Annotated in this window: 23 protein-coding genes and 1 pseudogene; 11 read left to right on the forward strand and 13 right to left on the reverse strand. The window is 44.8% G+C overall.

The genetic code is table 11. The annotated features are described in order from the left end of the window. Positions 1-77 precede the first annotated feature (77 nt). Positions 78-875: a crotonase/enoyl-CoA hydratase family protein gene (locus OKC24_RS00665; protein WP_130144272.1), complete on the reverse strand. Its 798-nt coding sequence runs from the start codon at positions 873-875 to the stop codon at positions 78-80. Between the two features lie 209 nt (positions 876-1,084). On the opposite strand from OKC24_RS00665, the gene OKC24_RS00670 reads away from it, so the two are divergent. Both OKC24_RS00670 and OKC24_RS00675 read left to right on the forward strand, forming a co-directional pair. Beyond that, positions 1,085-1,381, forward strand: coding sequence for a hypothetical protein (locus OKC24_RS00670; protein WP_130144183.1), 297 nt, complete (start codon positions 1,085-1,087; stop codon positions 1,379-1,381). A gap of 238 nt (positions 1,382-1,619) precedes the next feature. Further along, positions 1,620-2,117: a DUF2505 family protein gene (locus OKC24_RS00675; protein ID WP_130144182.1), complete on the forward strand. Its 498-nt coding sequence runs from the start codon at positions 1,620-1,622 to the stop codon at positions 2,115-2,117. A gap of 118 nt (positions 2,118-2,235) precedes the next feature. On the opposite strand, the gene OKC24_RS00680 is transcribed toward OKC24_RS00675, so the two are convergent. From OKC24_RS00680 to OKC24_RS00690, 3 genes are all read right to left on the reverse strand, one after another. After that, a complete protein-coding gene (locus OKC24_RS00680) occupies positions 2,236-3,549 on the reverse strand; it encodes an MFS transporter (protein ID WP_131276017.1) in 1,314 nt (437 codons plus the stop codon). Between the two features lie 159 nt (positions 3,550-3,708). Continuing rightward, entirely contained in the window at positions 3,709-3,912 is a 204-nt protein-coding gene (locus OKC24_RS00685) for an amino acid transport protein (RefSeq protein ID WP_130144180.1), read from the reverse strand. Positions 3,913-3,997: 85 nt separating this feature from the next. Continuing rightward, positions 3,998-4,576: a DedA family protein gene (locus OKC24_RS00690; protein ID WP_131276016.1), complete on the reverse strand. Its 579-nt coding sequence runs from the start codon at positions 4,574-4,576 to the stop codon at positions 3,998-4,000. A gap of 149 nt (positions 4,577-4,725) precedes the next feature. Between OKC24_RS00690 and def the strand changes: the two genes are divergently transcribed. Then, positions 4,726-5,211 (forward strand): peptide deformylase, encoded by a 486-nt coding sequence (gene def, locus OKC24_RS00695; protein WP_131276015.1) that lies wholly within the window; start codon positions 4,726-4,728, stop codon positions 5,209-5,211. 14 nt (positions 5,212-5,225) lie between these two features. Here the strand turns inward: def and OKC24_RS00700 are convergent, their stop codons facing one another. Further along, positions 5,226-6,008: an AraC family transcriptional regulator gene (locus tag OKC24_RS00700; RefSeq protein ID WP_131276014.1), complete on the reverse strand. Its 783-nt coding sequence runs from the start codon at positions 6,006-6,008 to the stop codon at positions 5,226-5,228. Between the two features lie 104 nt (positions 6,009-6,112). On the opposite strand from OKC24_RS00700, the pseudogene OKC24_RS00705 reads away from it, so the two are divergent. The 3 genes and pseudogenes from OKC24_RS00705 to OKC24_RS00715 all read left to right on the forward strand — a co-directional run bounded on the left by OKC24_RS00705 (position 6,113) and on the right by OKC24_RS00715 (position 8,360). Next, positions 6,113-7,333 (forward strand): annotated as a pseudogene (locus OKC24_RS00705) (MFS transporter). Positions 7,334-7,471: 138 nt separating this feature from the next. Continuing rightward, the gene (locus OKC24_RS00710) at positions 7,472-7,921 is read left to right on the forward strand and encodes a hypothetical protein (protein ID WP_265464507.1); all 450 of its coding nucleotides are present in this window, start codon (positions 7,472-7,474) and stop codon (positions 7,919-7,921) included. 64 nt (positions 7,922-7,985) lie between these two features. Beyond that, the gene (locus OKC24_RS00715) at positions 7,986-8,360 is read left to right on the forward strand and encodes an endonuclease domain-containing protein (protein ID WP_131276011.1); all 375 of its coding nucleotides are present in this window, start codon (positions 7,986-7,988) and stop codon (positions 8,358-8,360) included. A 93-nt stretch (positions 8,361-8,453) separates the two neighbouring features. Here the strand turns inward: OKC24_RS00715 and OKC24_RS00720 are convergent, their stop codons facing one another. Together OKC24_RS00720 and metH are read right to left on the reverse strand one after the other, a co-directional pair. Beyond that, positions 8,454-9,284 (reverse strand): TIGR02391 family protein, encoded by an 831-nt coding sequence (locus tag OKC24_RS00720; RefSeq protein WP_265464510.1) that lies wholly within the window; start codon positions 9,282-9,284, stop codon positions 8,454-8,456. Between the two features lie 177 nt (positions 9,285-9,461). Further along, positions 9,462-13,151 (reverse strand): methionine synthase, encoded by a 3,690-nt coding sequence (gene metH, locus OKC24_RS00725; protein WP_131276009.1) that lies wholly within the window; start codon positions 13,149-13,151, stop codon positions 9,462-9,464. 465 nt (positions 13,152-13,616) lie between these two features. Here metH and OKC24_RS00730 point away from each other — a divergent pair, with 465 nt between their 5' ends. Then, positions 13,617-15,236, forward strand: coding sequence for an inorganic phosphate transporter (locus tag OKC24_RS00730; RefSeq protein ID WP_131276008.1), 1,620 nt, complete (start codon positions 13,617-13,619; stop codon positions 15,234-15,236). A gap of 205 nt (positions 15,237-15,441) precedes the next feature. Here the strand turns inward: OKC24_RS00730 and OKC24_RS00735 are convergent, their stop codons facing one another. Next, entirely contained in the window at positions 15,442-16,989 is a 1,548-nt protein-coding gene (locus OKC24_RS00735; RefSeq protein WP_265464511.1) for a hypothetical protein, read from the reverse strand. A gap of 184 nt (positions 16,990-17,173) precedes the next feature. Next, on the reverse strand, positions 17,174-17,341 hold the full coding sequence (locus OKC24_RS00740) for a hypothetical protein (RefSeq protein WP_165381125.1): 168 nt from the start codon (positions 17,339-17,341) through the stop codon (positions 17,174-17,176). Between the two features lie 216 nt (positions 17,342-17,557). Here OKC24_RS00740 and OKC24_RS00745 point away from each other — a divergent pair, with 216 nt between their 5' ends. Beyond that, on the forward strand, positions 17,558-17,851 hold the full coding sequence (locus OKC24_RS00745; RefSeq protein WP_005008173.1) for a DUF7710 domain-containing protein: 294 nt from the start codon (positions 17,558-17,560) through the stop codon (positions 17,849-17,851). A gap of 103 nt (positions 17,852-17,954) precedes the next feature. Here OKC24_RS00745 and OKC24_RS00750 read toward each other — a convergent pair whose 3' ends face one another. Further along, entirely contained in the window at positions 17,955-18,572 is a 618-nt protein-coding gene (locus OKC24_RS00750; protein WP_130144171.1) for a rhomboid family intramembrane serine protease, read from the reverse strand. 158 nt (positions 18,573-18,730) lie between these two features. Between OKC24_RS00750 and nfuA the strand changes: the two genes are divergently transcribed. Next, complete coding sequence (nfuA, locus tag OKC24_RS00755) at positions 18,731-19,369, forward strand: Fe-S biogenesis protein NfuA (RefSeq protein WP_005008176.1); 639 nt, start codon at positions 18,731-18,733, stop codon at positions 19,367-19,369. 168 nt (positions 19,370-19,537) lie between these two features. After that, the gene (locus OKC24_RS00760) at positions 19,538-21,586 is read left to right on the forward strand and encodes a TonB-dependent receptor domain-containing protein (protein WP_265464515.1); all 2,049 of its coding nucleotides are present in this window, start codon (positions 19,538-19,540) and stop codon (positions 21,584-21,586) included. A 37-nt stretch (positions 21,587-21,623) separates the two neighbouring features. Here the strand turns inward: OKC24_RS00760 and OKC24_RS00765 are convergent, their stop codons facing one another. Further along, entirely contained in the window at positions 21,624-22,631 is a 1,008-nt protein-coding gene (locus tag OKC24_RS00765; RefSeq protein ID WP_131276004.1) for a hypothetical protein, read from the reverse strand. 39 nt (positions 22,632-22,670) lie between these two features. Continuing rightward, positions 22,671-23,705, reverse strand: a complete 1,035-nt coding sequence (locus tag OKC24_RS00770; protein ID WP_131276003.1) for an alpha/beta fold hydrolase — start codon at positions 23,703-23,705, stop codon at positions 22,671-22,673. Positions 23,706-24,120: 415 nt separating this feature from the next. Between OKC24_RS00770 and OKC24_RS00775 the strand changes: the two genes are divergently transcribed. Continuing rightward, positions 24,121-24,735, forward strand: a complete 615-nt coding sequence (locus OKC24_RS00775; RefSeq protein WP_131276002.1) for a carbonic anhydrase — start codon at positions 24,121-24,123, stop codon at positions 24,733-24,735. Between the two features lie 65 nt (positions 24,736-24,800). On the opposite strand, the gene OKC24_RS00780 is transcribed toward OKC24_RS00775, so the two are convergent. After that, the gene (locus OKC24_RS00780; protein WP_131276001.1) at positions 24,801-25,430 is read right to left on the reverse strand and encodes an arylesterase; all 630 of its coding nucleotides are present in this window, start codon (positions 25,428-25,430) and stop codon (positions 24,801-24,803) included. Between the last annotated feature and the right edge of the window lie 31 nt (positions 25,431-25,461).

The raw sequence follows: 25,461 nt of genomic DNA on the forward strand, positions 1-25,461 counted from the left end.
GCCTGTATGGGCCCGCTATTCTTCAGCCAATGAAAGAAATTCGACAACATGAATGGTTTTGAGCAGCCGGCCTTAAATTACTGTCCTTTAAATTGCGGCGCTCTGCGCTGCAGCATCGCCATCACGCCTTCCTGTGCATCCTGACTGTGCAGCAATGGGTTCAAATGCTGCTGCAATTGCGAAAAAGCAGTCTCGGGGCCATGCAGCGCGGCTTCCTGCGCCGAAGCCAGTGTCGCTTGAACCGCTAAAGGCGCTGCGCGGCAAATGTGTTCCGCCAATTCAATCGCGCGGGCCAGCGGCGATGCCTCGGTAATCTCGGTAATCAGGTTTAAGTCTAAGGCGGTGTGCGCATTAAAACGGTCGCCGGTCAGCAGATAGCGCATGGCTTTGGCCCAGCCGGCAGCCTGTACAAAGCGCACGGTGGCGCCGCCGAAAGGCAAAATGCCGCGCTGCACTTCCATTTGCGAAAATTGGCAGTTGTCTTGCGCAATCACCAAATCTGCATTCAGCATCAGTTCAATGCCTGCGGTATAGCAATAGCCTTGCACAGCGGCAATCACAGGTTTGCTGCGCTTGCGGGAAGTGGTGCCCCAAGGGTTAATTTGAGTGTCCGAAAAATCGAAAACGCCTGATGTGAGCTTAGGCTGAAGTTCTACTAAATCCAGCCCCGCGGTAAAGTGTTCGCCATGCGCAAAAATCACCGCACAGCGTAAATCGGGACGATCTTCATATTCGGTCAGCGCCAGCGACAAGTCATGAATCATATGGCTGTCAAAAGCATTGCGCTTTTCAGCACGGTCCAGTCCAATCAGCATCAGCTGTCCGCGGATCTCCCGGCTGACTTTGCCTTGGCTGCTGTGTTCTTGCAGTTCCATCATGCAGTTCCTTTTTTATTGATCATTCTTTAGGCTGAATCTATTTTTAAACGATCGTTAGAATACTGTCAATGCAATAAAAGTGACTGCGCCATTCAAATAGGGCTGCGCGCCGGATTCACCGTTTTAAGTTCAGTCATGCAAACGCAGCGGTGTGTGTTATAAGCGCTATACTAGGGAAAATTGAGAAATTTTGTTGAGGATGGAAGATGCTCATCGACTTTCAGCACGAACAGCAGAAAAAATTTGATGCGCTGGCATTTGAAATTTTGCAGCAGCCCAGCGCCTATTTAAGTTTTGACTGCATCAGTGATTTTTATCAGGCGGATTGGCTGCAGCAGTTCCCTAAGGGAACGGTGTGGTCGGCAACCGGTTTGGATGATGGCGCAGAGGAATACTGCATCCGCATTGAGTATAAAACGCAGTTTTTATGGATTGATTATGCTGAAAATCGGCTGTCGGTACTGTATGAGAAAGCAGGTGAAAAGCATCTGTATCAATCTTAGCGGAGGGGCAGCGCTGTTCGGGTTAAGAAGCGCATGCTATTTTTATTTTTGACAGCAGGTCTTTTTAAGTCAGGGTGCAGAAGAATATCAGGCCGCATATTAGGGGGTTGGCATTGCTGCGCAGATTGCCTGCATTTGAGTCAATGACAGCCTAAGAATAACAGGATTTAATACGCTGCAAGCTGTATTGTGCATCAGCAATAAAAACAAATAGAGTAATTAAGAATAGGAAAGTAAAATGGCGCATCAATTTACGGTGAATGCTGCAATTCAGGGCGTTTCATTGGATGATTTTAAACGCTTGGCCGAAAATATTTCATTGCACGAAGCGGTGTGCAGACGAATTCCAGGTGAAAATTTAGAAATTTTAGAATCGCAAAAAGCCGGTGATATTTATACGCTAAAGCGTGCGTATAATTTAGAAGTGAATCTTCCAGATGTCGCAAAAAAATTTTTAAAGGATGCATTCCGCTTAAAGCGTACCGATGTCAGCAATTTATCTCAAATGACCTCTGTGGTGACTTTAGATCCGAATTTGCCTTTAGAGGCCAACTGTCAGCGCAGCGTCACTGGCGATGATTCGCAAATTAACTTTCAGCTGGAATGGACCGTTAAAGTGAAGGTGCCTTTGATTGGCGGGATGCTGGAAAAGCATGCAGAAGGCGAAATCCGCCGTTTCAGCCAGCTGGAAATTGAGATTGTGGAAGATGAGCTGCGCAATAATTTAAAGGCTTAAACTCCGAATATTTAAGTGCTGAAAGCTGGGGTGCATGTATGTTTCACCATATAGGCCTAAGCGGAAAAAGAGCGGATCATCCGCTCTTTTTTTTGTTTTTTAATTTCAGTGATTGTGTTTAGCTGAACTCTGTTTCCGCGGCATTGCTTTGGCGGGCAGCCTGCTTTTCAAAACGCGCCCGATACAGCAGAGCCGTTAAGAATGCCGCCAAGCACACCGCCCAAATGTAGTATAAGGCGCCAATTTTGCTGTAGACGCTGAGCCATTGAACTAAAGGCAAGGTCATGCCGCCAGCGATCGCATAAGCCAGGTTATAGGAAAAAGAGATGCCCGAGAAACGGATCTGCGCAGGAAACATTTTCACCATGCTGTAGGACACCATACCGACGGTTCCTGAGCTGAAGCCCAGCAGCATATACAGCATAAATACGGTCGATGGCGAGACATGGCCTAGGCTGTGATAGAACACGCCAGCTATTGCCGCTACAGAGAATGAACCGAACAGCATGACTCTGCCTGCACCCAAACGGTCCGCCAATAAGCCTGCTGCTATACAGCCTGCCATTTGCATGACAATGGCTGCGCTTTGCATTTTAAACGCATCCGCGCGTTCAAAGCCGAAAGCGCCAGTCAGCAGGTTCGGCATGGCTAAAATCAGCACCACCACGCAGCCCGTTAAGAACCAGGTAAACAGCATGCCTATGGCCACAGCGGTTTTGTGCTCTGCCAAAACCTGTTTTACCGGCAGCTCTTTCGCCAGCGTTTTTTTCGCTTGCATGGCTTTAAACACGGGGGTTTCTTTTAGGTAGCTGCGCAGATACAGCGCCACAAAGCCAAAAATGCCGCCAACAATAAATGGAATGCGCCACGCCCAGCCATGAATTTCGGTTTCACTGAATTTAAGCGAAATAAACAGAGACATCAATGCGCCCAGCAGGATGCCTAAAGACAGCCCTGCAGTCAGCAAGCCATTGGCAATGCCGATTTTTTTTTCAGGCACATGCTCTGAAACAAAAGTCCATGCTGCTGGAATTTCACCGCCAATCGCAATGCCTTGCACCACGCGCATCAGCAATAAAAGAACTGGAGCCGCATAGCCAATGCTTTCAAAGGTCGGCATCACACCAATCATTAATGTCGGCATTGCCATCAGTAAAATAGACAGGCTGAATAAGCGCTTGCGGCCAATCAAGTCACCAAAATGCGCCATGACCACACCGCCTAGCGGGCGGAAAAAATACCCTGCTGCAAAAATGCCGTAAGTATTCAGCATGGCCCAAAATGGACTGAGTGTGCTGGGGAAAAATAATTCAGAAATGATTTTGGCGTAAAAAACATAAATCACAAAATCATAGAATTCCAAGGCGCCGCCTAAGGAGGAAAGCCCCAGTGTGCGTTTGTCTTCATTGGTCAAGCGTGGCTGAACGTCCATGCAAATCTACCATGTGCGGTTGGCTGTTAATAAAGTGAAATTTTAAAGAACTGAGAAATTGTTGAATAATCAATCTTTATTGCATCGTAAATAACTTTTTTTTATCAAACTGTAAAATTTATATTATTTAAAGGGAGGATTTTTTGTATGGGGCGGCCTTTAAAGCCGGATAAACCTCGGGGCGAGAATCAGTAAAAGCCCTATAGCCGTCATGACTGCGGCGCTGTCAATAAAATAAGGGTAGATCATCAGCGCCAAACCGCAGATGAGGGGAAGCGCCTGCTGCTGTTTTTTGCCGTAAATAAAATAGCCAAAGCCAATTGAACTAAAAACGACACTGAGCAATAGCGCTGCTGTATTCATTGCAATTCCCCTAAATAATCTGAGATATACCAAAGCGTGATGAAGCCAGCCTTAATGAAGAACAGTTATTTATTGCCCAGCGCGCTTATTCAGAATGATCCTGCAATTTAACGACTCTGCCGTAGATGATGCGGGCAATAATAATGCAGCTGATGACGGCGGCGATAATGAAGATTTTCTTTTGATGCGGCAGGAGCATATGCCAAAACACATGCAGCCAATGGCTGACCTGCATGCCAACACTGATCACGACAAAGGCCCAGATAAAGCTGGCCAGTAGATTGACGGCCAAATAGCGCATTGCAGGATAGCGCAGAATGCCGAAACTCATAGGAATAATCGTTCTGAGGCCCCATAAAAAGCGCATCAGTAAAATAGACAGGGTTGGAAAGCGGACAATCATTTGGCTGGCGCGTTTAAATTTTTTATTGAGCTTTGGGCGGCTTCGGATGAAATTGTAGCCATATCTATAGCCGATAAAATAATAAAACTGATCCCCGAGAAAGCCGCCAAACATCGCAATGCCAACCAGCGGCCAAAAAGACAAAATGTGCTGATGCACGGCATAGGCGCCAAGCATGAGCACGGTTTCGCCTTCAAAAAAAGAACCGATTAAAACAGCAAGATAGCCGTAATGCTGCACCAGCGAGGACCAGTCAAACATAGGGAGTTTACTTATCAGTGAATGAGGAATCTTGCAGAAGCGGTCTTTTTTACCTTATCAAGCTTAAGCTATGATTAAAGCATGCAAAATATTCATAGACTTTTTTCTGTACAGTCTAGTTTACGCCTTTCATTCGCAAGAGATCATGTATGAGCACAGTATTGCCGGTCGCCCAGCGCGGTGAAGATATTTTAAGACTCAAAGCCGCCCGCGTCTCAGATGCGGAGTTTAATAGCGGCGGGCTCATGCAGCTGGCTTCTGCCATGATTGCGACCATGCTGGAGCGGAGCGGTGTAGGCATTGCTGCACCGCAAGTCTATATTTCGAAGCGGGTGATTATTGTGGCTTCACGGCCAAATTTACGCTATCCCGATGCGCCTGAAATGGACGCCGTGGTCATGGTCAATCCTGAAATTTTAGAGTTTTCTCAGGCAACGACCTTAGGTGAAGAAGGCTGTTTAAGCGTGCCGAATGAACGCGGTCAGGTACAGCGTACGCAAAGCATTAAGGTGCGGTATCACACGTTGACCGGTGAGGTGATGGAAAGCACTTTTGAAGGTTTTCCTGCGCGCATTGTGCAGCATGAAATCGATCATCTCAACGGTATTTTATTTGTCGACCGCCTGAGTGCGTAGGCACGAGTATCGTTCTATTCATCCTGATATTTAAACTGTTGCGGGGTTTGTCCCAAATGACGTTTAAACATGGTGCTAAACGCACTCGGATTACTGTAGCCGAGTGATCTTGCAATCTGCGCAACAGATTCACCACTGGCAATTTTACTTAAGGCATGGGCAATATGCATTTGCTGAACCCATGCCCGATAAGACAGCCCCGTTTCCTTTTGAAACATGCGCATCAAGGTTCTGGAGCTGGTGCCAATTTCATCTGCCCAGGCGCTTAAATCTTTTAACTGATCGGGCGTACTTAACAGCGCTTGGCAAATATTCATTAAGCGTCGATCTCGCGGCCATGGAATTTGAATCGGCAGCAGATTGGCTTTATGAATTTCATCAAAAATCAAAATCTGTAAAGATCGAGACAGTTCATCAGAGCTGATCAGTTCAGAGGGTGGAATGTGTTCAATTGCATTGAGCCGAATGAGCAGTTCATGCAATAACTTGCTGACCCGAATAATAAAACAATGTTGCCCCAGCAATGCAGCTGCATCGGCCTGAACCAATGCGGTATTGAGTTTAACTCGGCTTAATGAAATCACACTGTGTTCGACATGGGTCGGAATCCATAGCGCACACATCGGCGGCACGATCCAGACGTGGTTTGGAGTGAACACTTGAATCATTCCTGTCGAAGCATACAGGAACTGTGCCCGCGAATGGGTATGCGCGGGGGTAATCTCTCGATAGGTATGCTCAGAAGAAAGCCCAATCACCAATTCGGACATTTCGGTTTGAATCAGAGAATTTGGCATGTATGGTTTAAAATTGTCAGTTATACAATGATTATTGGAAGATAGTCTTATGAATGACATTTTACAATCAATGCCTGATGAAAAATACATGGAGTTTGCGAGGGATGTCGTCTTCAATTCAAATGAAAGAGGGGATGGGCGAAGCTGCGATCAATGAGCAGCCGCAAGGCATGATCATAAAAGTGGTGGGAGCTGTGGCGGTTGCACATCTGCTCAATGACTTGATTCAAGCCGTTTTGCCAGCCATTTACCCGATGCTGAAAACCAATTTTTCGCTCAGCTTTGCACAAGTGGGGCTGATTTCATTGGTTTATCAAATTACAGCATCACTGCTGCAGCCTTGGATTGGACTGTATACCGATAAACATCCGAAACCTTATCTGCTGCCACTCGGCATGGTGGTGACTTTTAGCGGTATTTTGCTTTTGGCTTTTTCGCCGAATTTTATCGTATTGCTCATGGCATCGGCATTGATTGGTGTGGGTTCCTCGACCTTTCACCCTGAAGCTTCACGTGTGGCGCGTATGGCTTCGGGCGGGCGCTTTGGCACAGCACAATCGACTTTTCAGGTCGGTGGCAATACAGGTACAGCCATAGGGCCTTTATTGGCAGCACTGATTATTGTGCCTTTTGGACAGCACGCTGTGGCATGGCTGATTGTATTTGCCTTACTTGCGATTTGGGTACTGTTCGGTGTCAGCCGTTGGAGCATCAGCCACAGTAAAAAATAGTTGGCTGCCAAAGCGCATCAAGTGCAAAGCAAACTGCATGGGCGTCAACTCGTCATCGCGCTGTCGACCATTTGCGTGCTGATGTTTGCCAAATTTACGTACATCGCCAGCATCAGCAACTATTTCACTTTTTATTTAATGCACAAGTTTCAGCTCAGTTTACAAAGCGCACAGTTGCATTTGTTTGCCTTTTTGGCAGCGGTGGCTCTGGGTACATTTGCAGGTGGGCCGATTGGAGACCGAATTGGGCGTAAAGCGGTGATTTGGGTGTCTTTTGCCGGCATGGCGCCGTTTGCGTTGATGATGCCGCATGCCAATCTATTTTGGACCACCGTGCTCTCGATTATTACGGGCTTAGTACTGTCCTCTGCCTTTGCAGCCATGGTGGTCTATGCTCAAGAAGCCGTTCCGGGACGAGTTGGCATGATTGCAGGTTTGATGTTTGGTTTAATGTTCGGTGTGAGTGGCATCGCCGCAGCAGGCTTAGGATATTTGGCTGACGTCAAAGGCATTGAATGGGTATTTGGCGTGTGTTCGTTATTGCCTTTACTCGGTTTAGCGACCTTCTTTTTACCGAAGACCCAAGCAAACTAGTTGAATACTGCTGATCTTCAATTTTAATCGCGCTATCTTATCAAACGAAGATGGCGCGATTGCATTTTGGCCTGACGATGATGATCGGTAATAACGGCATTCAATGTATGTGTGTTTTGACTTAGGAGGATTGACGTAATGACTGATCTGAATGGTGTACTCAAATTTTCCTTGGGCGTAGACCAACTTTTATTTGAAATGGATGGACAGCATATTCAGCTGGACCAAGGTTTAAGCTTTATACAGTCAAACAGTATGCGTCATGGGCTGTTAGATGAACTTGCGATTGAGTCGATGATTTATCTGATTGAAGAGCTGTTAGAATCCGTTCAGATGAAGTATGTCCAACCCAAGACCGCCATGACTTCAGATGACTTATTCAAAAAGGTTTTAGCATTATTTTTCCCAGATCAGCAGCAAATTGACCGCGTGCAGCTTGAAAGTTCTTTTAATACCTTTGTTGAGCGCAGGGAATACTATGTGTCTAAGGTGGCTGATAAAGGTTTCTCTAGTTTGGTTTACTTTATTGTACTGCGGGAGATGATGCATCACTGGAATGTGGTGGAGATGAAGTTAGAACAGCTTTGATTTTGAGTGACATTTATTATCCCAAGATTCTTAAAAGAAGATTAGAAAAACCAAGTGAGTTGTAATGCAGCCTTATAATAAAAATTTGAAACAACCGTCTCGTGATCTTAGAAATAATATGACTGATGCTGAAAAGCGTTTGTGGTCAAAGCTTCGCGCTAAGCAAATTTTAGGTTTGCAGTTTTATCGGCAGAAGCCACTTTTAAATTTCATTGTGGACTTTTATTGTCCTGCTGCCAATGTAGTGATTGAGTGTGATGGTGGGCAGCATTTTACCGATGAAGGTTTAGAAGCTGATCGGGTTAGAGATGAAACTTTGGCGCAGTTGGGGTTGAAAGTGCTGAGGTTTGATAATGGGGAGGTGATGAGGGAGATTGACGCGGTGGTTGAGAAGATTTATTTATATTGTTTGAAAGAATCTCCCTCTTGCGAAACATAGTTTCTCATCTTTAAAAAGGAGGGACTTCACGTGAATTTGATGATGGTATTGATTCGCGGGGTTCCTCCCTTTTTAAAGGGAGGTTAGGAGGGATTAAAGATATCCTTCATAGATTTTTTTAGCTTCTACAGTTTTATCAAGTTTTCGATGAATAAGTGAAATCATTGATAAAATATCGAGGGCATCTAATTCATTTATTTCCCAAGTTATTTTAGGAGCATGTGCTGTAGTATTTCTAAATGTTCCAAATACACCTTTGAGTAAGTTCATAAACCCTTTTTGTTCACTTTCATGGCTTTCAGTTGTTAGATTATTCAATGCTAAATAGGGGATTTTCCCCTTATAGGAAAATGCTTCATCAACTAAAATACCTCCATCAGAAGTTAAGTTGGTTTTTATTCTAATTTTCTCTGCAATGCTTTTAGTTGCTTCAAATACTGCATGAAAGTAATTATCAACAAGTAATTCAGCTTTACAAAAAGTAAGTACATCATGATGTATTTTTCGATCTAATAATGTTTTTCTTAAATTTTGAGCTCTTTCTTCAGCTTCAGAAAATGTTTTTACGTGATAAGTTTGTTTGAAGTCACCACTTTCAGTAAGTTCTAATCCTTTAAATGCAAGGGCTATATTGAGCTGATTTCTAGTTGTAAAAAACCATTCTTGATTTTGGATATGTCTTGAAGGACACATCACATGTTTTAAAAAATTGAGAATATTATTAGCACATTTGTCATTATTTTGCTTTAAAGCTAAGGCATCGTATAAACGCTTTCGTTTAGTTGAATTTAATTGAGGGTCATAAATATTACACTCTGCCAAGTATTTGGAAATTTGAGTACCTGTTAAACCAGTATTTGTTTCACCTAGAATATCAGATATAGATTCTAAACTTGCTAGTTTAAATGCTTTTATAGTCGCCATTATTTTTAAAGATGAAGTGAAAAATTATGACTTGAATTTAGCAAAAATAATCATTTATTTCATTATATTAATCCCTCCCAACCTCCCTTTAAAAAGGGAGGAGCTGTCACGTCACTCATTTGATACGCAAAAGTTCCCCCTCTTTTTAAAGAGGGGTTAGGGGAGATTTAAAAAAACTTAAGAAACCGAATCATCCAAATTAGGCGCTAACCAACGCTTCGCTTCATCCAGTGTCCAGCCTTTACGAGCCGCATAATCCTCAAGCTGATCGCCTGCGATTTTACCCACGTTAAAATATTCAGACTGTGGGTTTGCATAGTAAAAACCGCTGACACTTGAAGGCGGCCACATTGCAAAACTGGTGGTTAATTCTGTACCAATTTTAGCTGTTGAATCTAACCAACTAAACAAAGTCGCTTTCTCAGAATGCTCTGGGCAAGCCGGGTAGCCCGGTGCAGGACGAATCCCCACATACTTCTCTTTAATCAAATCTTCATTGCTTAAAGACTCAGACGCTTGGTTGCCCCAGAACTCTTTACGGATGCGCTCATGCAAATGCTCCGCAAACGCCTCGGCAAAACGGTCACCTAAAGATTGCGCCAAAATTGCAGAATAATCATCGCCTTTGGCTTTATACTCATTTGCCAATTCTTCTGCGCCAAAGATCGACACGGTGAAACCACCTAACCAATCCTGTGCTTGATCTTTAGTGGCAATAAAATCCGCCAATGACAAGTTTGGCTTGCCCGTCACTTTATCTGACTGCTGACGGATATGATGGAAGGTATACGTCACTGCAGCGCCATTTTCATCGTACACTTCTACAGAATCTGCTGCAGAACGGTTGGCAGGGTAGATGCCAAACACTGCACGCGCATCGAAGCGTTTATTCTCAATGATGTCTTTCAGCATCTCTTGCGCTTGATTATACAAGTCAGTCGCCGCTTCACCGACCACTTCATCTGTTAAGATTGCTGGGAATTTACCCGCCAAACTCCAAGAAATAAAGAATGGTGTCCAGTCAAAATATTCCACCAACGTTTCAAGCGGATAATTGGTGATAGTCTGCGTGCCGATAAAGTTTGGCTTGGCAGGCTTATGGGCTGTAAAGTCAATTTTCAGGCCATTTTCAACAGATTTAGCATAAGTCAGCTTGGCTGCTTTCGGCTGCTTATTGGCAATACGCTCACGCACTTTTTCATATTCAGCACGCGTTTCTTCAACAAACTTTGGCTTCATTTCTTTAGACAATAATGTTGTTGCAACACCTACCGCACGGGAAGCATCCGCCACGTAAATCACTGCATCATTTGAATATTGCGGGTCAATTTTCACCGCAGTATGCGCTTTTGATGTGGTGGCGCCGCCAATCATCAGCGGCACATGGAAACCTTTACGCTGCATTTCTTTGGCGACAAACACCATTTCATCCAGCGACGGTGTGATCAGACCTGACAAGCCAATGATATCGACATTTTCATCAATCGCTGTTTGCAGAATTTTCTCCGCAGGCACCATCACACCCAGGTCAACGATGTCATAACCGTTACAGCCCAGTACCACACCGACGATATTTTTACCAATATCATGCACGTCGCCTTTTACCGTCGCCATCAGGATTTTACCCTTAGGCTGCGCACCGGTTTTTTCAGCTTCAATGTACGGGTTTAACCATGCTACCGCTTGCTTCATCACCCGTGCAGATTTCACCACTTGAGGCAGGAACATTTTACCTGAACCGAACAAGTCACCGACCACGTTCATGCCGTCCATCAGCGGGCCTTCGATCACATCCAAAGGACGTACCGATTTTAAACGCGCTTCTTCGGTATCTTCATCAATATATGTGGTGATACCTTTGACCAAAGCATGTTCAAGACGTTTTTCGACAGGAAGTTCACGCCATTCCAAGTTTTCAACTTGCTTTTGCGCGGCGCCTTGACCGCGGTATTTTTCAGCGACTTCAAGCAATTTTTCAGTTGCATCATGCTGACTTTCACCTTGGTTCAGGTTCAAGATCACATCTTCAACCGCAGCTTTTAACTCAGGGTCAATGTCATCGTAAATCGCCATTTGACCTGCGTTGACAATCCCCATGGTCATGCCTTGTTTGATGGCATGATAAAGGAACACAGAGTGGATCGCTTCACGCACAGGCTCATTGCCGCGGAAGGAGAACGATACGTTAGACACACCGCCTGAAATCATCGCATGCGGCAAGTTCTGCTTGATCCAGCCTGTGGCTTCAATGAAGTCCACAGCATAGTTGTTGTGTTCTTCGATCCCTGTCGCCACAGCAAACACGTTCGGGTCAAAAATGATGTCTTCCGCAGGGAAGCCCACTTCATTGACCAAGACATCATACGAACGCTTACAGATTTCTTTTTTACGCGCAGCTGTATCCGCCTGACCATTTTCATCAAAGGCCATGACGATAATCGCAGCGCCGTATTGACGGCATAAACGTGCTTTAGCTACAAACTCGTCATACCCTTCTTTCAGGGAAATCGAGTTTACGACCGGCTTGCCTTGTACGCATTTCAAGCCTGCTTCAATGATGTCCCATTTCGATGAGTCAATCATGATCGGCACTTTGGAAATTTCAGGTTCAGATGCAACCAGATTGAGGAAATGCACCATCGCGCCTTGCGAATCCAACATCCCTTCATCCATGTTGATGTCGATGATTTGCGCGCCGGCAACCACTTGCTGCAAGGCAACATCCAGCGCTTCGGCAAAGTTTTCTTCACGGATTAAACGCAGGAATTTTTTCGAACCCGTCACGTTAGTGCGTTCACCAACGTTCACAAACAGAGAATCATCGGTAATGTTGAACGGCTCTAAACCGCTTAAACGGCAAGCAGGTTTAGTTTCAGGCACTTGGCGCGGCGTGATGTCTTTCACGGCATTGTAAATGGCGCGGATATGATTCGGTGTTGTACCGCAGCAGCCGCCAGTGATGTTAATCAGGCCGCTTTCCGCAAATTCTTTGATAAATGCCGCGGTTTCTTCAGGGGTTTCATCGTAGCCGCCAAAGGCATTCGGCAAGCCCGCGTTTGGATGCGCTGAAACAAAAGTATCCGCCACATCGGAAATGGTTTTGACATGCGGACGCATCGCGTCTGCACCTAGGGCGCAGTTAAAGCCAATCGACAATAAATCGCCGTGGCGTACAGAATTCCAAAACGCTTCTGCCGTTTGACCGGTCAGTGTACGGCCAGAGGCATCGGTGATGGTGCCTGAAATCATCAACGGCAATTCACGGCCGATTTGATGGAACACTTCTTTAACTGCAAAAATGGCCGCTTTACAGTTCAAAGTATCAAATACAGTTTCAATGAGCAGAATATCTGCACCGCCTTCAATCAAGGCATGCGCCGCTTCAATATAGTTTTCTTTCAGTTCATCAAACGTAATGTTGCGGAAAGCAGGGTCGTTTACATTTGGAGAAATTGAGCAGGTGCGTGAAGTTGGCCCAAGCACACCTGCCACAAAACGCGGCTTGTCAGGGGTCGAATATTTTTCACAGGCTGCTTTGGCAATGCGGGCCGCTTCAAAGTTAATCTCATGGACAAGCTCTTCCATGTGGTAATCCGACATGGAAACTTTCGTGCCATTGAACGAGTTGGTTTCAATAATGTCTGCGCCGGCATCCAAATACGCTTCATGAATGCCTTGAATAATCTGCGGCTGAGTCAGCACCAAAAGGTCATTATTGCCTTTGAGGTCAGATGCCCAGTCGGCAAAACGCTCACCACGGTAGTCGGCTTCTTCGAGTTTATGGCGTTGGATCATGGTTCCCATTGCGCCGTCAATAATCAGGATGCGTTGGGCGAGAAGCTCTTTTAAGGTGGCAAGTGTCGACATTCAAAACTCTCAGACGGTTTTTAAAAACGTGCAATATATTAACAGATTGTCAATATGATTACTGATATTCATGGTTTATGCGGCCGTCAAAAAAAAGATATTGGATGTTTTTTCGGCAGCTGAAGAGTAGCTGAAGCATGTTGCTGTTCTGATGGTTCAGTTCATGATTTTGCAGCATTGATCGCGCATCATAGTGTTTTGTTAAGCGGTAATGGCAATTGTGACGGAAATATTTCAAAATAATTTCAGTGCTGAAATATTTCAAACTGTAAAGCTGCTGATCTTGATATATGGATTTAAATATTTGAAAAATAATAATTAACATAAATTCTTTAGCGGTATTTGGGTGCGGAATCAGATGCAATAAAGTATGAGAAACTGCTTTATATGACAGCGCTTTGTCATATAATTGTCACAATTAAACTGAACAATATGGGGATTCTTAAATCCTCCATTCCTGCTTGCATGAATTCTAATCAAACTCCCGTAGATTCAGCACAACCCTCGACAGCCGTTAAGTCGACGAATGTTCATGTGCCTACACCGAAATTTTTTATGCCGGTTTTTTTGACGGTAATAATTTCGACGCTGATTTATATCGGCTTTCAATTAACTTCTGATTTGGCACACGTTCCCGCATTAAGTCTTTATTCAATGATCTTATTGGGAACAGCGTTATTTATTGCACTCGGTTTTGAGTTTGTGAATGGTTTTCACGATACAGCCAATGCTGTAGCAACAGTCATTTATACCAATGCATTATCTGCGCCTGTCGCAGTGATGTGGGCGGGTTTTTGTAATTTTCTGGGTGTCATGGTGGCCAGCGGGGCGGTCGCCTACGGCATTATCGCTTTGCTTCCTGTTGAACTGATCATGAATGTCGGTTCAGGCGCCGGTTTTGCCATGGTTTTTGCCATGCTGATTGCTGCGATTCTGTGGAACTTAGGCACTTGGTTCTTAGGCATTCCAGCATCAAGTTCACACACTCTGATCGGTTCGATCCTGGGTGTCGGCATTATGAATTACCTGCTGCATGCTGGCGCGGGCGCCAGCGGCGTCGATATGGAGCAAGTGCTTAAAGTCGGTAAGGCGCTGCTGTTTTCTCCATTGATTGGCTTTGCATTTGCAGCGCTGCTGTTTCTTTTGGTGAAAAAAGTCTTCCGCAAACAGCTGGAGCTGTTCCATCCGCCTGAAGGCAATAAGCCGCCGCCGCCATTAATCCGTGCGATTTTGATTTTTACCTGCACAGGTGTGAGCTTTGCGCATGGTTCAAATGACGGTCAAAAAGGCATGGGCTTAATCATGCTGATTCTGATTGGCTGCGTGCCGCTGGCGTATTCTTTAAACAAGAATTTAGACAGCAAGCATATTCAGTCATTTGAGCAGCTTTCTGCTCAAACAGCGGCGATCATTTATCCGCAGCATGCTGATATTCCTGATGAAAAGGCGCGTGCAGTCATTACCAAATATATTCAAACCAAAGAAGTGAATGCGCAAGTGGTTCCGGCTTTGGCAAGTTTGACGGATCATTTGGGCGAACGTGTGGCAAAATATGGCGATGTGCATGAAATTCCTGAAGCGGAAATTTCTGTCATCCGCAATGATATGTACTTGAGCACAACGGCGTTTAAGCGTTTAGACAAAGCGGATCAGCTTCCGGCGATGGATGCGGATCAGAAAAAAACGGTTAAAGAATACCGCAGCAATTTGGATTCATTCCTGCAGTATATCCCGACTTGGGTGAAAGTTGCGGTGGCGCTGGCTTTAGGCCTGGGTACTATGGTGGGCTGGAAGCGCATTGTCGTCACCGTGGGTGAGCGTATTGGTAAAAACCATATGACCTACGGTCAAGGCATGTCTGCTGAATTGGTGGCAATGTCGACGATTGCAGCGGCTGACGGTTTAGGCATGCCGGTATCAACCACGCACGTATTGAACAGTGCGGTTGCCGGCACCATGGTGGCGAATCGTTCTGGCTTAAATATGCAAATGGTCCGTACGATTTTATCGGCGTGGATCTTTACATTGCCGGCTACGATTTGTTTATCCGGCGCGTTGTACTGGATTTTGCTGAAAGTATTCTAAAGCCTGTTTTTAGGTCTTCAGTACTGATAGAAAAACGCTGCCAATGCAGCGTTTTTTTATGGGAAATAGTGAGAGGCGGCGCTTAATCTCAGCCGTATTGGATGGGCATTTTTCCGCAGTATTATCTTCAATTTTGACTATTTAAAGGCTGCGCCCTGATCCCTGCAGATGTTTTAAACTGTACATAGAAGAGGGCAGCGGAGCCTTACTTTTTCAGTTTTGCCAAGACTTTATTTAAGGGCAATTTATCCGCAGCAAAGCCGTATACTGCGGCAAAAGGCAGGGCTGTGCGCGCTAAATATGCCACACGCCATAAGCCGCCATGATTGGCGCCTTTCATCATCAGCTCCAGCGGATGCTGCAATTCTACTTCCGGGTTGGCTGCGGACTGTGGATTGCGCAGGTCATGAATCCATAACGCCGCCATGATGGCATTGGTAGTTTCGGGTTTAAAGGCTTCCACATCAAACAGGCTGGCGCCATTAAAAGCCGCTTTCAGCAGCGGATTTTTAGTGACTGAATGCGTGGTAGTTGATGGCGCAATATTGATGCTGACGCGCTGGCCATTTTGACGCGCCAATGTCGCGCGCCATTGCTGAATGCGTTTTGCCAGAGCATAGTTTGGCCCCTGCTCAACCACAAGACAGTCAGCAATGCCATATTTTTGCCCATTTTCAGACTGAATCACACTGTGCAGGTTTTGCTTGAAAAAGTGCTGGCGCGAGAGGGCGGAAATGCCCGTGCTGATCAGCTGCTGCGCTTTGGAGCGCTGCGTGAATTTATCAGCAGACGCATGGATCACTTCTTCAGGCACGGCATATACATCAGTCGGGGTGCACATATACATCAGGCTGGTGTCGGCTTTCTGCGCGCTGACATACTGCATGATGGCATCCATCGCCATGGATACGCGCACGTGCTTTTCACCGTCTAAATAGGCAATGGCGGCCAAATCCAGCTGATGTTCGTTTTTCACCAGCCACTGTGCAATTTCAGGAATCTGAGTCAATAAATTTGCGCCGAGTTTTTCTTTTAAAATGGCTGTTTCGGTATTTTGCGGCATGGCCTCGGCTGAAGGCGCATACAGAGTGGCATTGCCTTGCTGTACGGTGTCTAAAATTTTGCTCCAGACACGGCTATTGGGCAAATCCAGCGCAACAATATTGGCTTTCCATTTAGACAGCCAGGTTAAAGGGCCTGCTTCAGACGCAGCGCCAAATAAGACCATGGTGCGGTCAGATAAATCAAACCATTCAGGATGTGACGCCGCCTCACGTAAAGCATCAGCATGGCTCGGTTCAATAATGCCGTCATCCTGCCATTTCTGGATCTGCGCCAGCAGCGCTTCACCTTGCAGTTTTTGACCATGATAGGGCACATACCAATCGGGCGCTGCTTCACTTTCACCTTTGAGTTTAACCGTATATAAAGGCTGGGCTTCCAGCTGCATAACATCTTTCAGCAAATGCTTCTGGCCATTGCGGAAAAATTCAAAGGTGTGATGCGCCTTATTTAAACCAGCTTCAGCAATTTCAAGCGGCTTTTGGCTGTTTTGAATGCCATGTTCCACCAGCGCTTTAAAATATTGCGGATACTGCTTGCGCCAGTTTTTTTCAGCGGCAGCTTTTTGCGAAGCGCTGTGATCTACACTGGCTAAGGCTTCGGCAATAATTTCCCGCCCTGCTTTAGAGGTGCTGGGTTTTTGCTTTTGAGATGGATTTGGAAATTGAAGACCGTCTAAAGAATTGGACATGCAAAATATCTCACCTGATCTAATCATTACTATACAGATGTATACATTATCTATGCCAAATTAAATTCCTCGGTGGCATAAGGTTCCAAAATTTGATGATTTATCGTGAAATACGCAGAACTTTAGTGGTATGAAATACTTTAAAAGCCTTCAGCTTGAAGGCTTTTTTACAGTTTAGCTGTATTCAGCAGTGTCCTTTTTTAGCTTGGCCGGGCGGACAGAAATCGCCATGGCCATGCGGGTGAGAGCCGCGGTCTGGATCGACAATAATACTGCCTTCCCGCGTATGAACTGCGCAGGCTGATAATAGGCTGCAGAAAATCATGCCGAACATTAAAGCTGTTTTTTTCATATGAAATTTCCTTTTTTATTCTGGTCACTTTTTATGATAAGCGGATTTTGGTGAAGATCCAGATGAAATTTGCAGCGGAATGCCTGAGTGGCCTGCAATTTGTTTAAAACTACACCTGCTTACAATTATCTGGCATATTTAATAAAAAATAATTGAAATGTGACTTGAGTCACATTTATGATTTAAGCAGAAAAACAAGAAGAGCAGGGTGGCTTTATGAATAAATCTAATCAAGTCTATGTCTTTAATGGGCAAAAATCAGGTTTGGCATCGGCTGTGTTTTCCAGTTACCGTCAGGCTGAATTTTGGATAAAAAGAAATTATTTAAGCGGTATTTTAATCGAGTATCCATTGAATGAAAGCTGCTATGACTGGGCAAAAGCTCAAGGCCATTTTAAAGAACGCTCCGCCATAGACCGTGCGCCCATTTTCATCGCTAAATTTGTGTCTGCCTATCAGCGGAACTGGCATTTTGCGAATGGCCAGCTTGTTGAAAATATTGATGGATAATCAGATCTATTGAAACTGATCAAAACCGCAATTTTCAAAATAAAAAAGAATTCCGCATACCGCGGAATTCTTTTTTATGGCCGATCTTGATTATTGGAATGTTCTAAAAAGGAATCTGCATTAACTTGTTCAGGAAGTGCGGCAGCAGGCGAGGCTCAATAATAATGGTCATAATCACGCCATAGGCTGCGCCCCATAAATGCGCGCTGTGGTTGATATTGGAATTGCCGCGCTTGCCGGACCAAACGCTGTAAGCCACGTACAGCACTGCAAAAATAATTGCGGGCACAGGGATGAAAAATACGAAAATCAGTTTCCACGGTTCAAATAGAATATAGGCAAACAGTACTGCAGAAACTGCGCCAGACGCGCCCAAACTTGCCCAGCGCGCATCATTTTTATGCTGCAGATAGCTCGGAATAATCGCGGCGATCAGCCCGCCCAGATAAAACAGCACAAAGCCTAAATCAAAAAAATACTGGCGGTAAAAGGATTCGATAATGCTGCCGAAAAAGAACAGCGTAATCATATTGAACAGCAGATGCGCGCCGTCCGCATGCACAAAGCCGTGCGTGATAAAGCGGTCGTATTGCCCGCGCTGCATGGCTGGCGGCCAAAAAATCAGCCGGTTCATGAGGTTCTGATTTTGGAATGCCATAAAAGAAACAATGACCGTAATAATGATTATAGTGACGGTATGGTTTAAATGTAAATCCAGCATAAATTGGCGGTCTATTGATCAATATTTGCTGATCATAATGCCATTAAATGCCCGATAAGCGTTAGCTTTCAATATAATTCCGACAATTTTGGTTGATTTTTTCGTAATAAACCGCATCTTAAGCTAAAATAGCCGCTTCAGCTTGAGGAAATATTGTCATGTCGACTGAGAACAACAGCACAGCAGTTGCTGAAGAAATTCCAAACCTATTGATTACGCCAACTGCTCAAGAGTATTTGAAGGATCTTTTGGATAAGCAAAACACGCCGGGTATTGGTGTGCGTGTATTTGTGGAAAATCCGGGTACGCCTCGTGCTGAATGTTGCATGGCTTACAGTGCGCCTGAAGAAGTTGTGCCGACAGATTATAAACAGGATTATCCCGATTTCCCTGCCTTTGTCGATGCGCCATCCATTCCTTATTTGCTGGATGCTGTGATTGATTACAACAAAGACCGTTTTGGCGGGCAATTAACTTTCCGTGCGCCAAACTCTAAAGTGCCGCGTGTCGGCCCTGATGCATCAGTAGAAGAGCGCATTACTTATGTGCTTCAGTCTGAAATTAATCCGGGCCTTGCAGGGCATGGCGGCAACTGCGCATTGGTTGAAGTGGTTGAAGATGCCGAGCATGGATTAACAGCTGTGCTTAAATTCGGCGGCGGCTGTCAAGGCTGTTCATCCATTGACCTGACTTTAAAGCAAGGTGTAGAAACTACGCTGAAACAGCATGTACCTGAACTTGCACGTGTTGTGGATCAAACGGATCACAGCAATACGGAAGGCGCTTATTTTAAATAAGCCATTTGAATAAACAAAAATAGCCTCAAGTTTGAGGCTATTTTTTTACACAAAATGAATGCTTATAATGATAATAATTATCAATATTAATTGCATTATGTTTATATTTTGTTAATATTGCCCGCAAATTTACTTTATTTCTCCATTATTTTTTGTGGGTATACGTATATGAATAAGCCGTTATTACAATCCGCTTTGGCTTTTGCCGTGATGTCAGCAATGAGTGCAGCCGTTCATGCAGAAGGGCAAATGGTGCAGGAAAATGTGACAAAATTAGAAACCATTGTGGTAACAACTGCGGGCGGCTTTGAACAAAATATTGCAGACGCGCCTGCGTCAATCTCAGTCATTACTGGTGAAGAATTACAAAAAAAATCATATACCGACGTGATTGATGCAGTCAAAAACATGCCGGGCGTATCCGTGCAAGGCGGCGGCAATAATAAAGAAATCACCATTCGCGGCATGGGCGCAAGCTATACCAAGTATCTTATTGATGGACGTCCTGTCAGTGCCGGCAGAGCTGTGAACGGCAATGGTACGGATGGCGGGAAAATTGGCGCCTATTTGCCGCCAATTGACATGATTGAGCGTATTGAAGTGGTTCGTGGCCCAATGTCATCCCTGTATGGTTCAGATGCCATGGGCGGTGTCATTAATATCATTACCAAAAAAGCGTCTTCGAGCGATTGGCACGGCAGTATTTCTCCAGAATATACAAAATCAAATAATGACTATGCCAATGACAGCTATGGTGTTGGTTTTTATGCCGCTGGCCCATTAATTAAAGATAAATTGTCATTAAGCTTGGACGGCAATTTCCAAGGCAATGATGAAAGTGACTATGTTGGCGGCGAGGGGCAAAAATCAGGTTCGAGTGAGTCTGAAAAGAAAGTCAGAAAGTTAGGCACTGGATTGGTTTGGAATGTCGATGAGCACAATGATATTGGCTTGCGCTATGACTTCACGGGTCAGCAGTACACAACGACACTGGGTAAAAGTGTTGGTGCAGCAAGTGAAGCATCGACCAATGAAAACGAAAAAGAGATGTATACCTTAACGCATAAAGCGCACTACGATACATTCAATATTGATTCATACTACCAAGACGAAACAACCAAGAAAGTGTATAGCGGTGCTGTAGCAGATGAAAAGCAAGAAGACTTAAAAGTATTTAATACGCAAGGCACGTTCTTCTTGGGGAATCATACTTTAACTGCGGGCGGTCAATACCAAACAGAAAAAATTACCGATACCACCAATGGTTTAGCCAGCGTTACGGGCTTGACTACACTTGACCGCTGGCTCTTTGCTTTGTACGCAGAGAATGAGTGGAACATTACGGATGATTTCGCGTTAACACTTGGCGCTCGATACAATAAAGACGAATATTTTGGTGGAGAAATCACCCCGCGAATTTATGGTATCTATCATTTAAATGATGTCTTAACTTTAAAAGGCGGGATCAGCACAGGCTACAAACAGCCGACGATTAGTCAAATTTCTGAAGGTTTTGGCAGCCGTACAGGTAAAGGCAGTGCGGTGATTATCGGCAATCCTGATTTGTCTCCAGAGAAGAGCACCAGTTACGAGTTAGGCTTTAATTTTTCAGATCCAGAGCTGGGTTTAAGCAGCAGCTTAATGGTCTTTAAATCAGACTTTAAAGATAAGATCGTGGAAGACCGTTTGTGTGATACCCCAGGAACCACAAACAGCTCACCTGTTCAGGACTGGAAATGTTCAGCAAATGGCAAACCATACCGCTTTGTCAGCCAAATGAAGAACGTTGCAGAAGCTGAAATGAAGGGTATTGAATTCGCTTTAGATTATGATGTGCTTTATAACTTGCGTTTGAGCACAAGTTACACTTACACAGATTCAGAGCAGAAGAGCGGCGAGTTTAAAGGTCAGCCTTTAAATAAAATGCCAAAACACATGCTGAATGCTGGTGTGGATTATGATGTTTCAGACCGCTGGAATATATGGATGGATTATAACTATCGCGGTAAAACCAGTGATTATTTAAGCCGCACATCAATGAGCAGCGGTACACCGGCTTATGGCACCATTGATGCTGGTGCAGTGTATAAAGCGAGCGAAAAACTGAGCTTAACTGCAGGCGTATATAACCTTGCAAATAAAGAAGTGACCAATAGTGAATATGATATTGTCCTAGATGGCCGAAGATATACTGTAGGTATGAATATCAGATTCTAATCTGCAATAAAAAAGCCGCGTAAAGCGGCTTTTTTATTTATTCAGCTATGGCTAAAATTTTTAATGTGGTTTCAGCATAATAGAACTGCTCTAAATAATGCCGAGCACGTTCACGCAAATATTCTGAACGGATCATCTGCTGAATGACAGGGTTGAGTAAGCCTTGCAGCTCTGTCTCAATCAGCGCCTCATCAATGTTTAAATCCCGCAGCAATAAATCAAAAGGACGCTCTGCATTTCGGATATACCACGCATAGACGCCGTCATGCACTTGCTGTTTTAAATATCCGCTTTGACGGATAAAGTCCCAAATCTCTGCACCCATGCCAACCGTTTGCGGTAAATCTGGCACTTCAATATAGTTTTTCAGCACTGACACCGGCATGGCTTTAATTTTATGCCACAAATTGGCCTGAAAATGATACAGCTTATGATCGTCAAAGTGCTGATTGAGGACAGTTTCACTCATTTGGCTGAGTTTAAGAATATTCTTCTGCAGGTATTTGCCGACAGCATCATCTAAATTGGTATCGGTGACATTTTCTAAAACTGACTTGCCCATTTTCATAAAACGCGACACGCCCGGGACGCTTTTTGCGATAACCGAATTATCTAAATAGTCCTGAATGGAGTGCTGAATCAGCTGGCTGATCATGGCGGAAAAAGCCGGGCTATTGACTACGGTCTTAATCAAGCGCTGGCGGTGGCCGCTTTTGCTGGCCACATATTGCGCAATTTTATCAATAGTCAGTACCGAAATAACATCCGCAATCTGCGTGGTTTCATTGATCGGGTGAATCAGCGCGAATTTAATGTGTTCTGCAATTTGTTCTATCAGAAAACCGCTGGCAGGCGTGTCTAAAATTTGCTTTTCAATCAGGCTGTGGATTTGTTCAAAAGACCACAGCTGCTGCAAGGGCTGCTTTCTGAACCAGTGATAAAAATTTAAAAACTCAGATTGGACAGTGCCAGATTCAGCAAAGGTCTGGTCTAAAAAATTAAGATGAGCTTCGATCAATTGCTCAATCATTGGATTCTGCTGCATGCTGTCCCTGAATCCCCAGTCTATTTAAAACCGGGTGAATTAGTTTAAAGGAATAAGTTTATCCATCAGTGGATTTTTAAACTTCTGGCTTTTTGCAAGGAATGGCAAGTAATGGTCTGCAACGGCCTGCTCCGCTTCAATAATGGGTACATGGCCCACATTGTTAAGGATGACAGGTGCTTCAGCGCGTTTCAATAATGTTTTTAATTCATTTGCCGCTTCAACATTAATAATTTTATCCTGCCTGCCCCATAGAATCAGCGTTGGCGCTTCGACTGACTTGGTTAAGCGGGCAAAGCTGTCTGGGGTATAAATCCGGTTTAAAGTGACCACCTGATCAATCATTTTCTGAGTTTGCTCCGCTTGGGCAATCAGCTGCTGTTCTTGCGCTTGCTTGAGCTTAAAAGGCACAGCAGGCGGATTTTGCATCAGCTGGTGCATCACGCCGTCAAAATCACCCGGCTTGGATACAATCAGCTGCTTTAAGGAGGATGGATTCTGCGTATAAGGCGTCAGCGCATGCTTATAAATGCCGGCGCTGTTCAGCAGAAATAAGCTTTGCGTATCAAATGGATACTGCGCAGCATAAACCGTCGCAATCGAACCGCCCAGTGAATGTCCAGCAACATTCAGCCGATCTTCTATATCAATTTTTTCAACAAACTGGCGCAGCTGCTCAGTGACGTTTGGAATGGAGATGTCAAAATTTTCAGGAACTTTCGTATCGCCATTGGTGGGCAAATCGGGAATGATGACATGATAATAGGGCGTCAGATAGTGCGCCACGCGACTCCAGTTGTCTCGGTTTCCAGCCAGCCCATGAATCAGCAAAATGGAGGGGTTGGCGCGGGAGCCGCCTTCATTATAGCTCCATGTAATATTGCCGATCTGCACTGTTTTTGAGCTGAGGCCGGCGGCTTTGCGTTCCTGCACTAAATAGTTTTGCAAAATTGCGGGCTGAGCAGTTGCCGCTGGGTGATTGCCGGCGGCAAAGCTGGGCTGAGAAAATATGAACAGGCCGCAAAGGCTTGCACATTTCAATACCCGGCCGAAAGTCGAATGTAGTCCCTTCATTGACTGATGTTACCCCTAAAAAACAGCAGGAATTTGTTCTTTCATTTATTTAAAAATTAACTGAATGAGCACATTCGCTTAATTGAATTATTTATGAAGATAATTGTAGTTTAAATGTTGTGATTGTCACGCGCAGCTTTTTGACGGAGTTAATTGAGCTTGAATAAAATGTGAACTGTGTCTTGAAAATGACCGAAAAAATTAGATCAAAATATTTCGGATTGGCATTTTCTTCCTATTTATTCCCAAAATATCCTGCGATGGGCAGCGGAATGCAGAAAAAAACATAGCGCAGCTGCAAAATTGATCCTGTGAAAATATGCGTGAAGAAAAGCCGATTCTCAGCTGTTTTTGCAAGTGACATTCACCAGACAGGGGATTAAAATAATCCAACTTAAAATCAGGGTGGAAGACCATGCTAACAGCAGAAGAAGCTTTAGATCGTTTAAAAAAAGGGAATGAACGTTTTGTAAATGGTCAAACGCAGCATCTTAAGCTTTTGACGCATCAGCAGCGCGCAGAAATGGCGGAAAGCCAAGAACCGTTTGCCATTGTATTGGGCTGTTCAGACTCGCGTGTTCCTGCCGAAATGGTATTTGACCAAGGTTTGGGCGATCTATTTGTGATTCGCGTGGCTGGCAACATTGTTGCGCCCTCGCAAGTCGGCAGTGTGGAATTTGCAGCGGAAAGTTTCAGCTGTCCTGTGGTGATTGTTTTAGGCCATACGCATTGCGGCGCAATTCACTCAACGATTGAAGCATTGATGAACCCTAAAGCACCGCCATCAGCAAACCTGATGTCTATTGTGAACCGTGTGCGCCCATCGGTTGAAATTCTGCTGCAAACTGAATTGAAAGATGATTTAGCTAAATTATCGATGCATGCGGTGCGTTCGAATGTATTTGCATCCGTCAATCAGCTGCGTCACGGTTCTGCCGTACTGGAAAACTTAATTGCCCAAGGCAAACTGAAAGTTGTTGGCGCTGAGTATTCATTGGAAACCGGCGAAGTAACTTTCTACGATTTCTAAGTCAAAGTCAAAATGATGTAATGCATCAAAGGCGCTGATCAACAGCGCCTTTTTTTTGTGTGTTTTTAGAGCGCACCGACGATATAGGGATAGGCATTCTTCAGCAGCATCGGCTGCGCTTTGGCATTGGGGTGAATCTGATCACTTTGAATCAAATCCTTTTTGCCTGCGACACCTTCTAAAAAGAACGGCAGCAGCGTCACTTTGTATTGCTGGCTGACGGTTTTGTAGCTGTTTTCAAAAGCTTTGCTGTAGGCTGTTCCGTAATTAGGCGGAATTTTCATGCCCAATAAAATCACTTCAGCTTTGGCCTGCTGGCTTTTTTGAATCAGCTGCGCCAAGTTTTTCTGAATCATCTGCGGCGGCTGCCCGCGCAGGCCGTCATTGCCGCCCAGCTCAATCACCACCACGTGCGGCGCATGCATTTGCAGCAGTTTCGGCAGCCGCGCCAAAGCGCCGCTGGTGGTTTCTCCGCTCACACTTGCATTGACCACTTTATGCGCTTTCGGATACTGTTGGTCTAAGCGTTTTTGCAGCAGGTACACCCAGCCTTGCTGCGGCTGCATGCCATATCCGGCGCTTAAGCTGTCGCCGACAATTAGAATGGTTTTGGCACAGGCCAGCATGGGAAATAGGCTGAAGCCGAGAATAGCCAAATACGGCAGCACCTGATTTTTAAGATAGCGATTTTGCATAAGACTCTGCATAAGATCCTGCATATAACCC

The sequence above is a fragment of the Acinetobacter entericus genome, from assembly GCF_026168575.1.
GTDB classification, from domain to species: Bacteria; Pseudomonadota; Gammaproteobacteria; order Pseudomonadales; family Moraxellaceae; genus Acinetobacter; species Acinetobacter bouvetii.

Coding starts and splice junctions, on each gene's coding strand:
- OKC24_RS00780 (WP_131276001.1), bottom strand. CDS start 25,430: ATGCAAAATCGCTATCTTAAAAATCAGGTGCTGCCGTATTTGGCTATT.
- OKC24_RS00685 (WP_130144180.1), bottom strand. CDS start 3,912: ATGAATACAGCAGCGCTATTGCTCAGTGTCGTTTTTAGTTCAATTGGC.
- OKC24_RS00720 (WP_265464510.1), bottom strand. CDS start 9,284: ATGGCGACTATAAAAGCATTTAAACTAGCAAGTTTAGAATCTATATCT.
- OKC24_RS00670 (WP_130144183.1), top strand. CDS start 1,085: ATGCTCATCGACTTTCAGCACGAACAGCAGAAAAAATTTGATGCGCTG.
- OKC24_RS00710 (WP_265464507.1), top strand. CDS start 7,472: ATGACTGATCTGAATGGTGTACTCAAATTTTCCTTGGGCGTAGACCAA.
- OKC24_RS00715 (WP_131276011.1), top strand. CDS start 7,986: ATGCAGCCTTATAATAAAAATTTGAAACAACCGTCTCGTGATCTTAGA.
- OKC24_RS00700 (WP_131276014.1), bottom strand. CDS start 6,008: ATGCCAAATTCTCTGATTCAAACCGAAATGTCCGAATTGGTGATTGGG.
- nfuA (WP_005008176.1), top strand. CDS start 18,731: ATGTCGACTGAGAACAACAGCACAGCAGTTGCTGAAGAAATTCCAAAC.
- OKC24_RS00730 (WP_131276008.1), top strand. CDS start 13,617: ATGAATTCTAATCAAACTCCCGTAGATTCAGCACAACCCTCGACAGCC.
- OKC24_RS00690 (WP_131276016.1), bottom strand. CDS start 4,576: ATGTTTGACTGGTCCTCGCTGGTGCAGCATTACGGCTATCTTGCTGTT.
- OKC24_RS00775 (WP_131276002.1), top strand. CDS start 24,121: ATGCTAACAGCAGAAGAAGCTTTAGATCGTTTAAAAAAAGGGAATGAA.
- def (WP_131276015.1), top strand. CDS start 4,726: ATGAGCACAGTATTGCCGGTCGCCCAGCGCGGTGAAGATATTTTAAGA.
- metH (WP_131276009.1), bottom strand. CDS start 13,151: ATGTCGACACTTGCCACCTTAAAAGAGCTTCTCGCCCAACGCATCCTG.
- OKC24_RS00740 (WP_165381125.1), bottom strand. CDS start 17,341: ATGAAAAAAACAGCTTTAATGTTCGGCATGATTTTCTGCAGCCTATTA.
- OKC24_RS00735 (WP_265464511.1), bottom strand. CDS start 16,989: ATGTCCAATTCTTTAGACGGTCTTCAATTTCCAAATCCATCTCAAAAG.
- OKC24_RS00770 (WP_131276003.1), bottom strand. CDS start 23,705: ATGAAGGGACTACATTCGACTTTCGGCCGGGTATTGAAATGTGCAAGC.
- OKC24_RS00680 (WP_131276017.1), bottom strand. CDS start 3,549: ATGGACGTTCAGCCACGCTTGACCAATGAAGACAAACGCACACTGGGG.
- OKC24_RS00765 (WP_131276004.1), bottom strand. CDS start 22,631: ATGCAGCAGAATCCAATGATTGAGCAATTGATCGAAGCTCATCTTAAT.
- OKC24_RS00675 (WP_130144182.1), top strand. CDS start 1,620: ATGGCGCATCAATTTACGGTGAATGCTGCAATTCAGGGCGTTTCATTG.
- OKC24_RS00665 (WP_130144272.1), bottom strand. CDS start 875: ATGGAACTGCAAGAACACAGCAGCCAAGGCAAAGTCAGCCGGGAGATC.
- OKC24_RS00760 (WP_265464515.1), top strand. CDS start 19,538: ATGAATAAGCCGTTATTACAATCCGCTTTGGCTTTTGCCGTGATGTCA.
- OKC24_RS00745 (WP_005008173.1), top strand. CDS start 17,558: ATGAATAAATCTAATCAAGTCTATGTCTTTAATGGGCAAAAATCAGGT.
- OKC24_RS00750 (WP_130144171.1), bottom strand. CDS start 18,572: ATGCTGGATTTACATTTAAACCATACCGTCACTATAATCATTATTACG.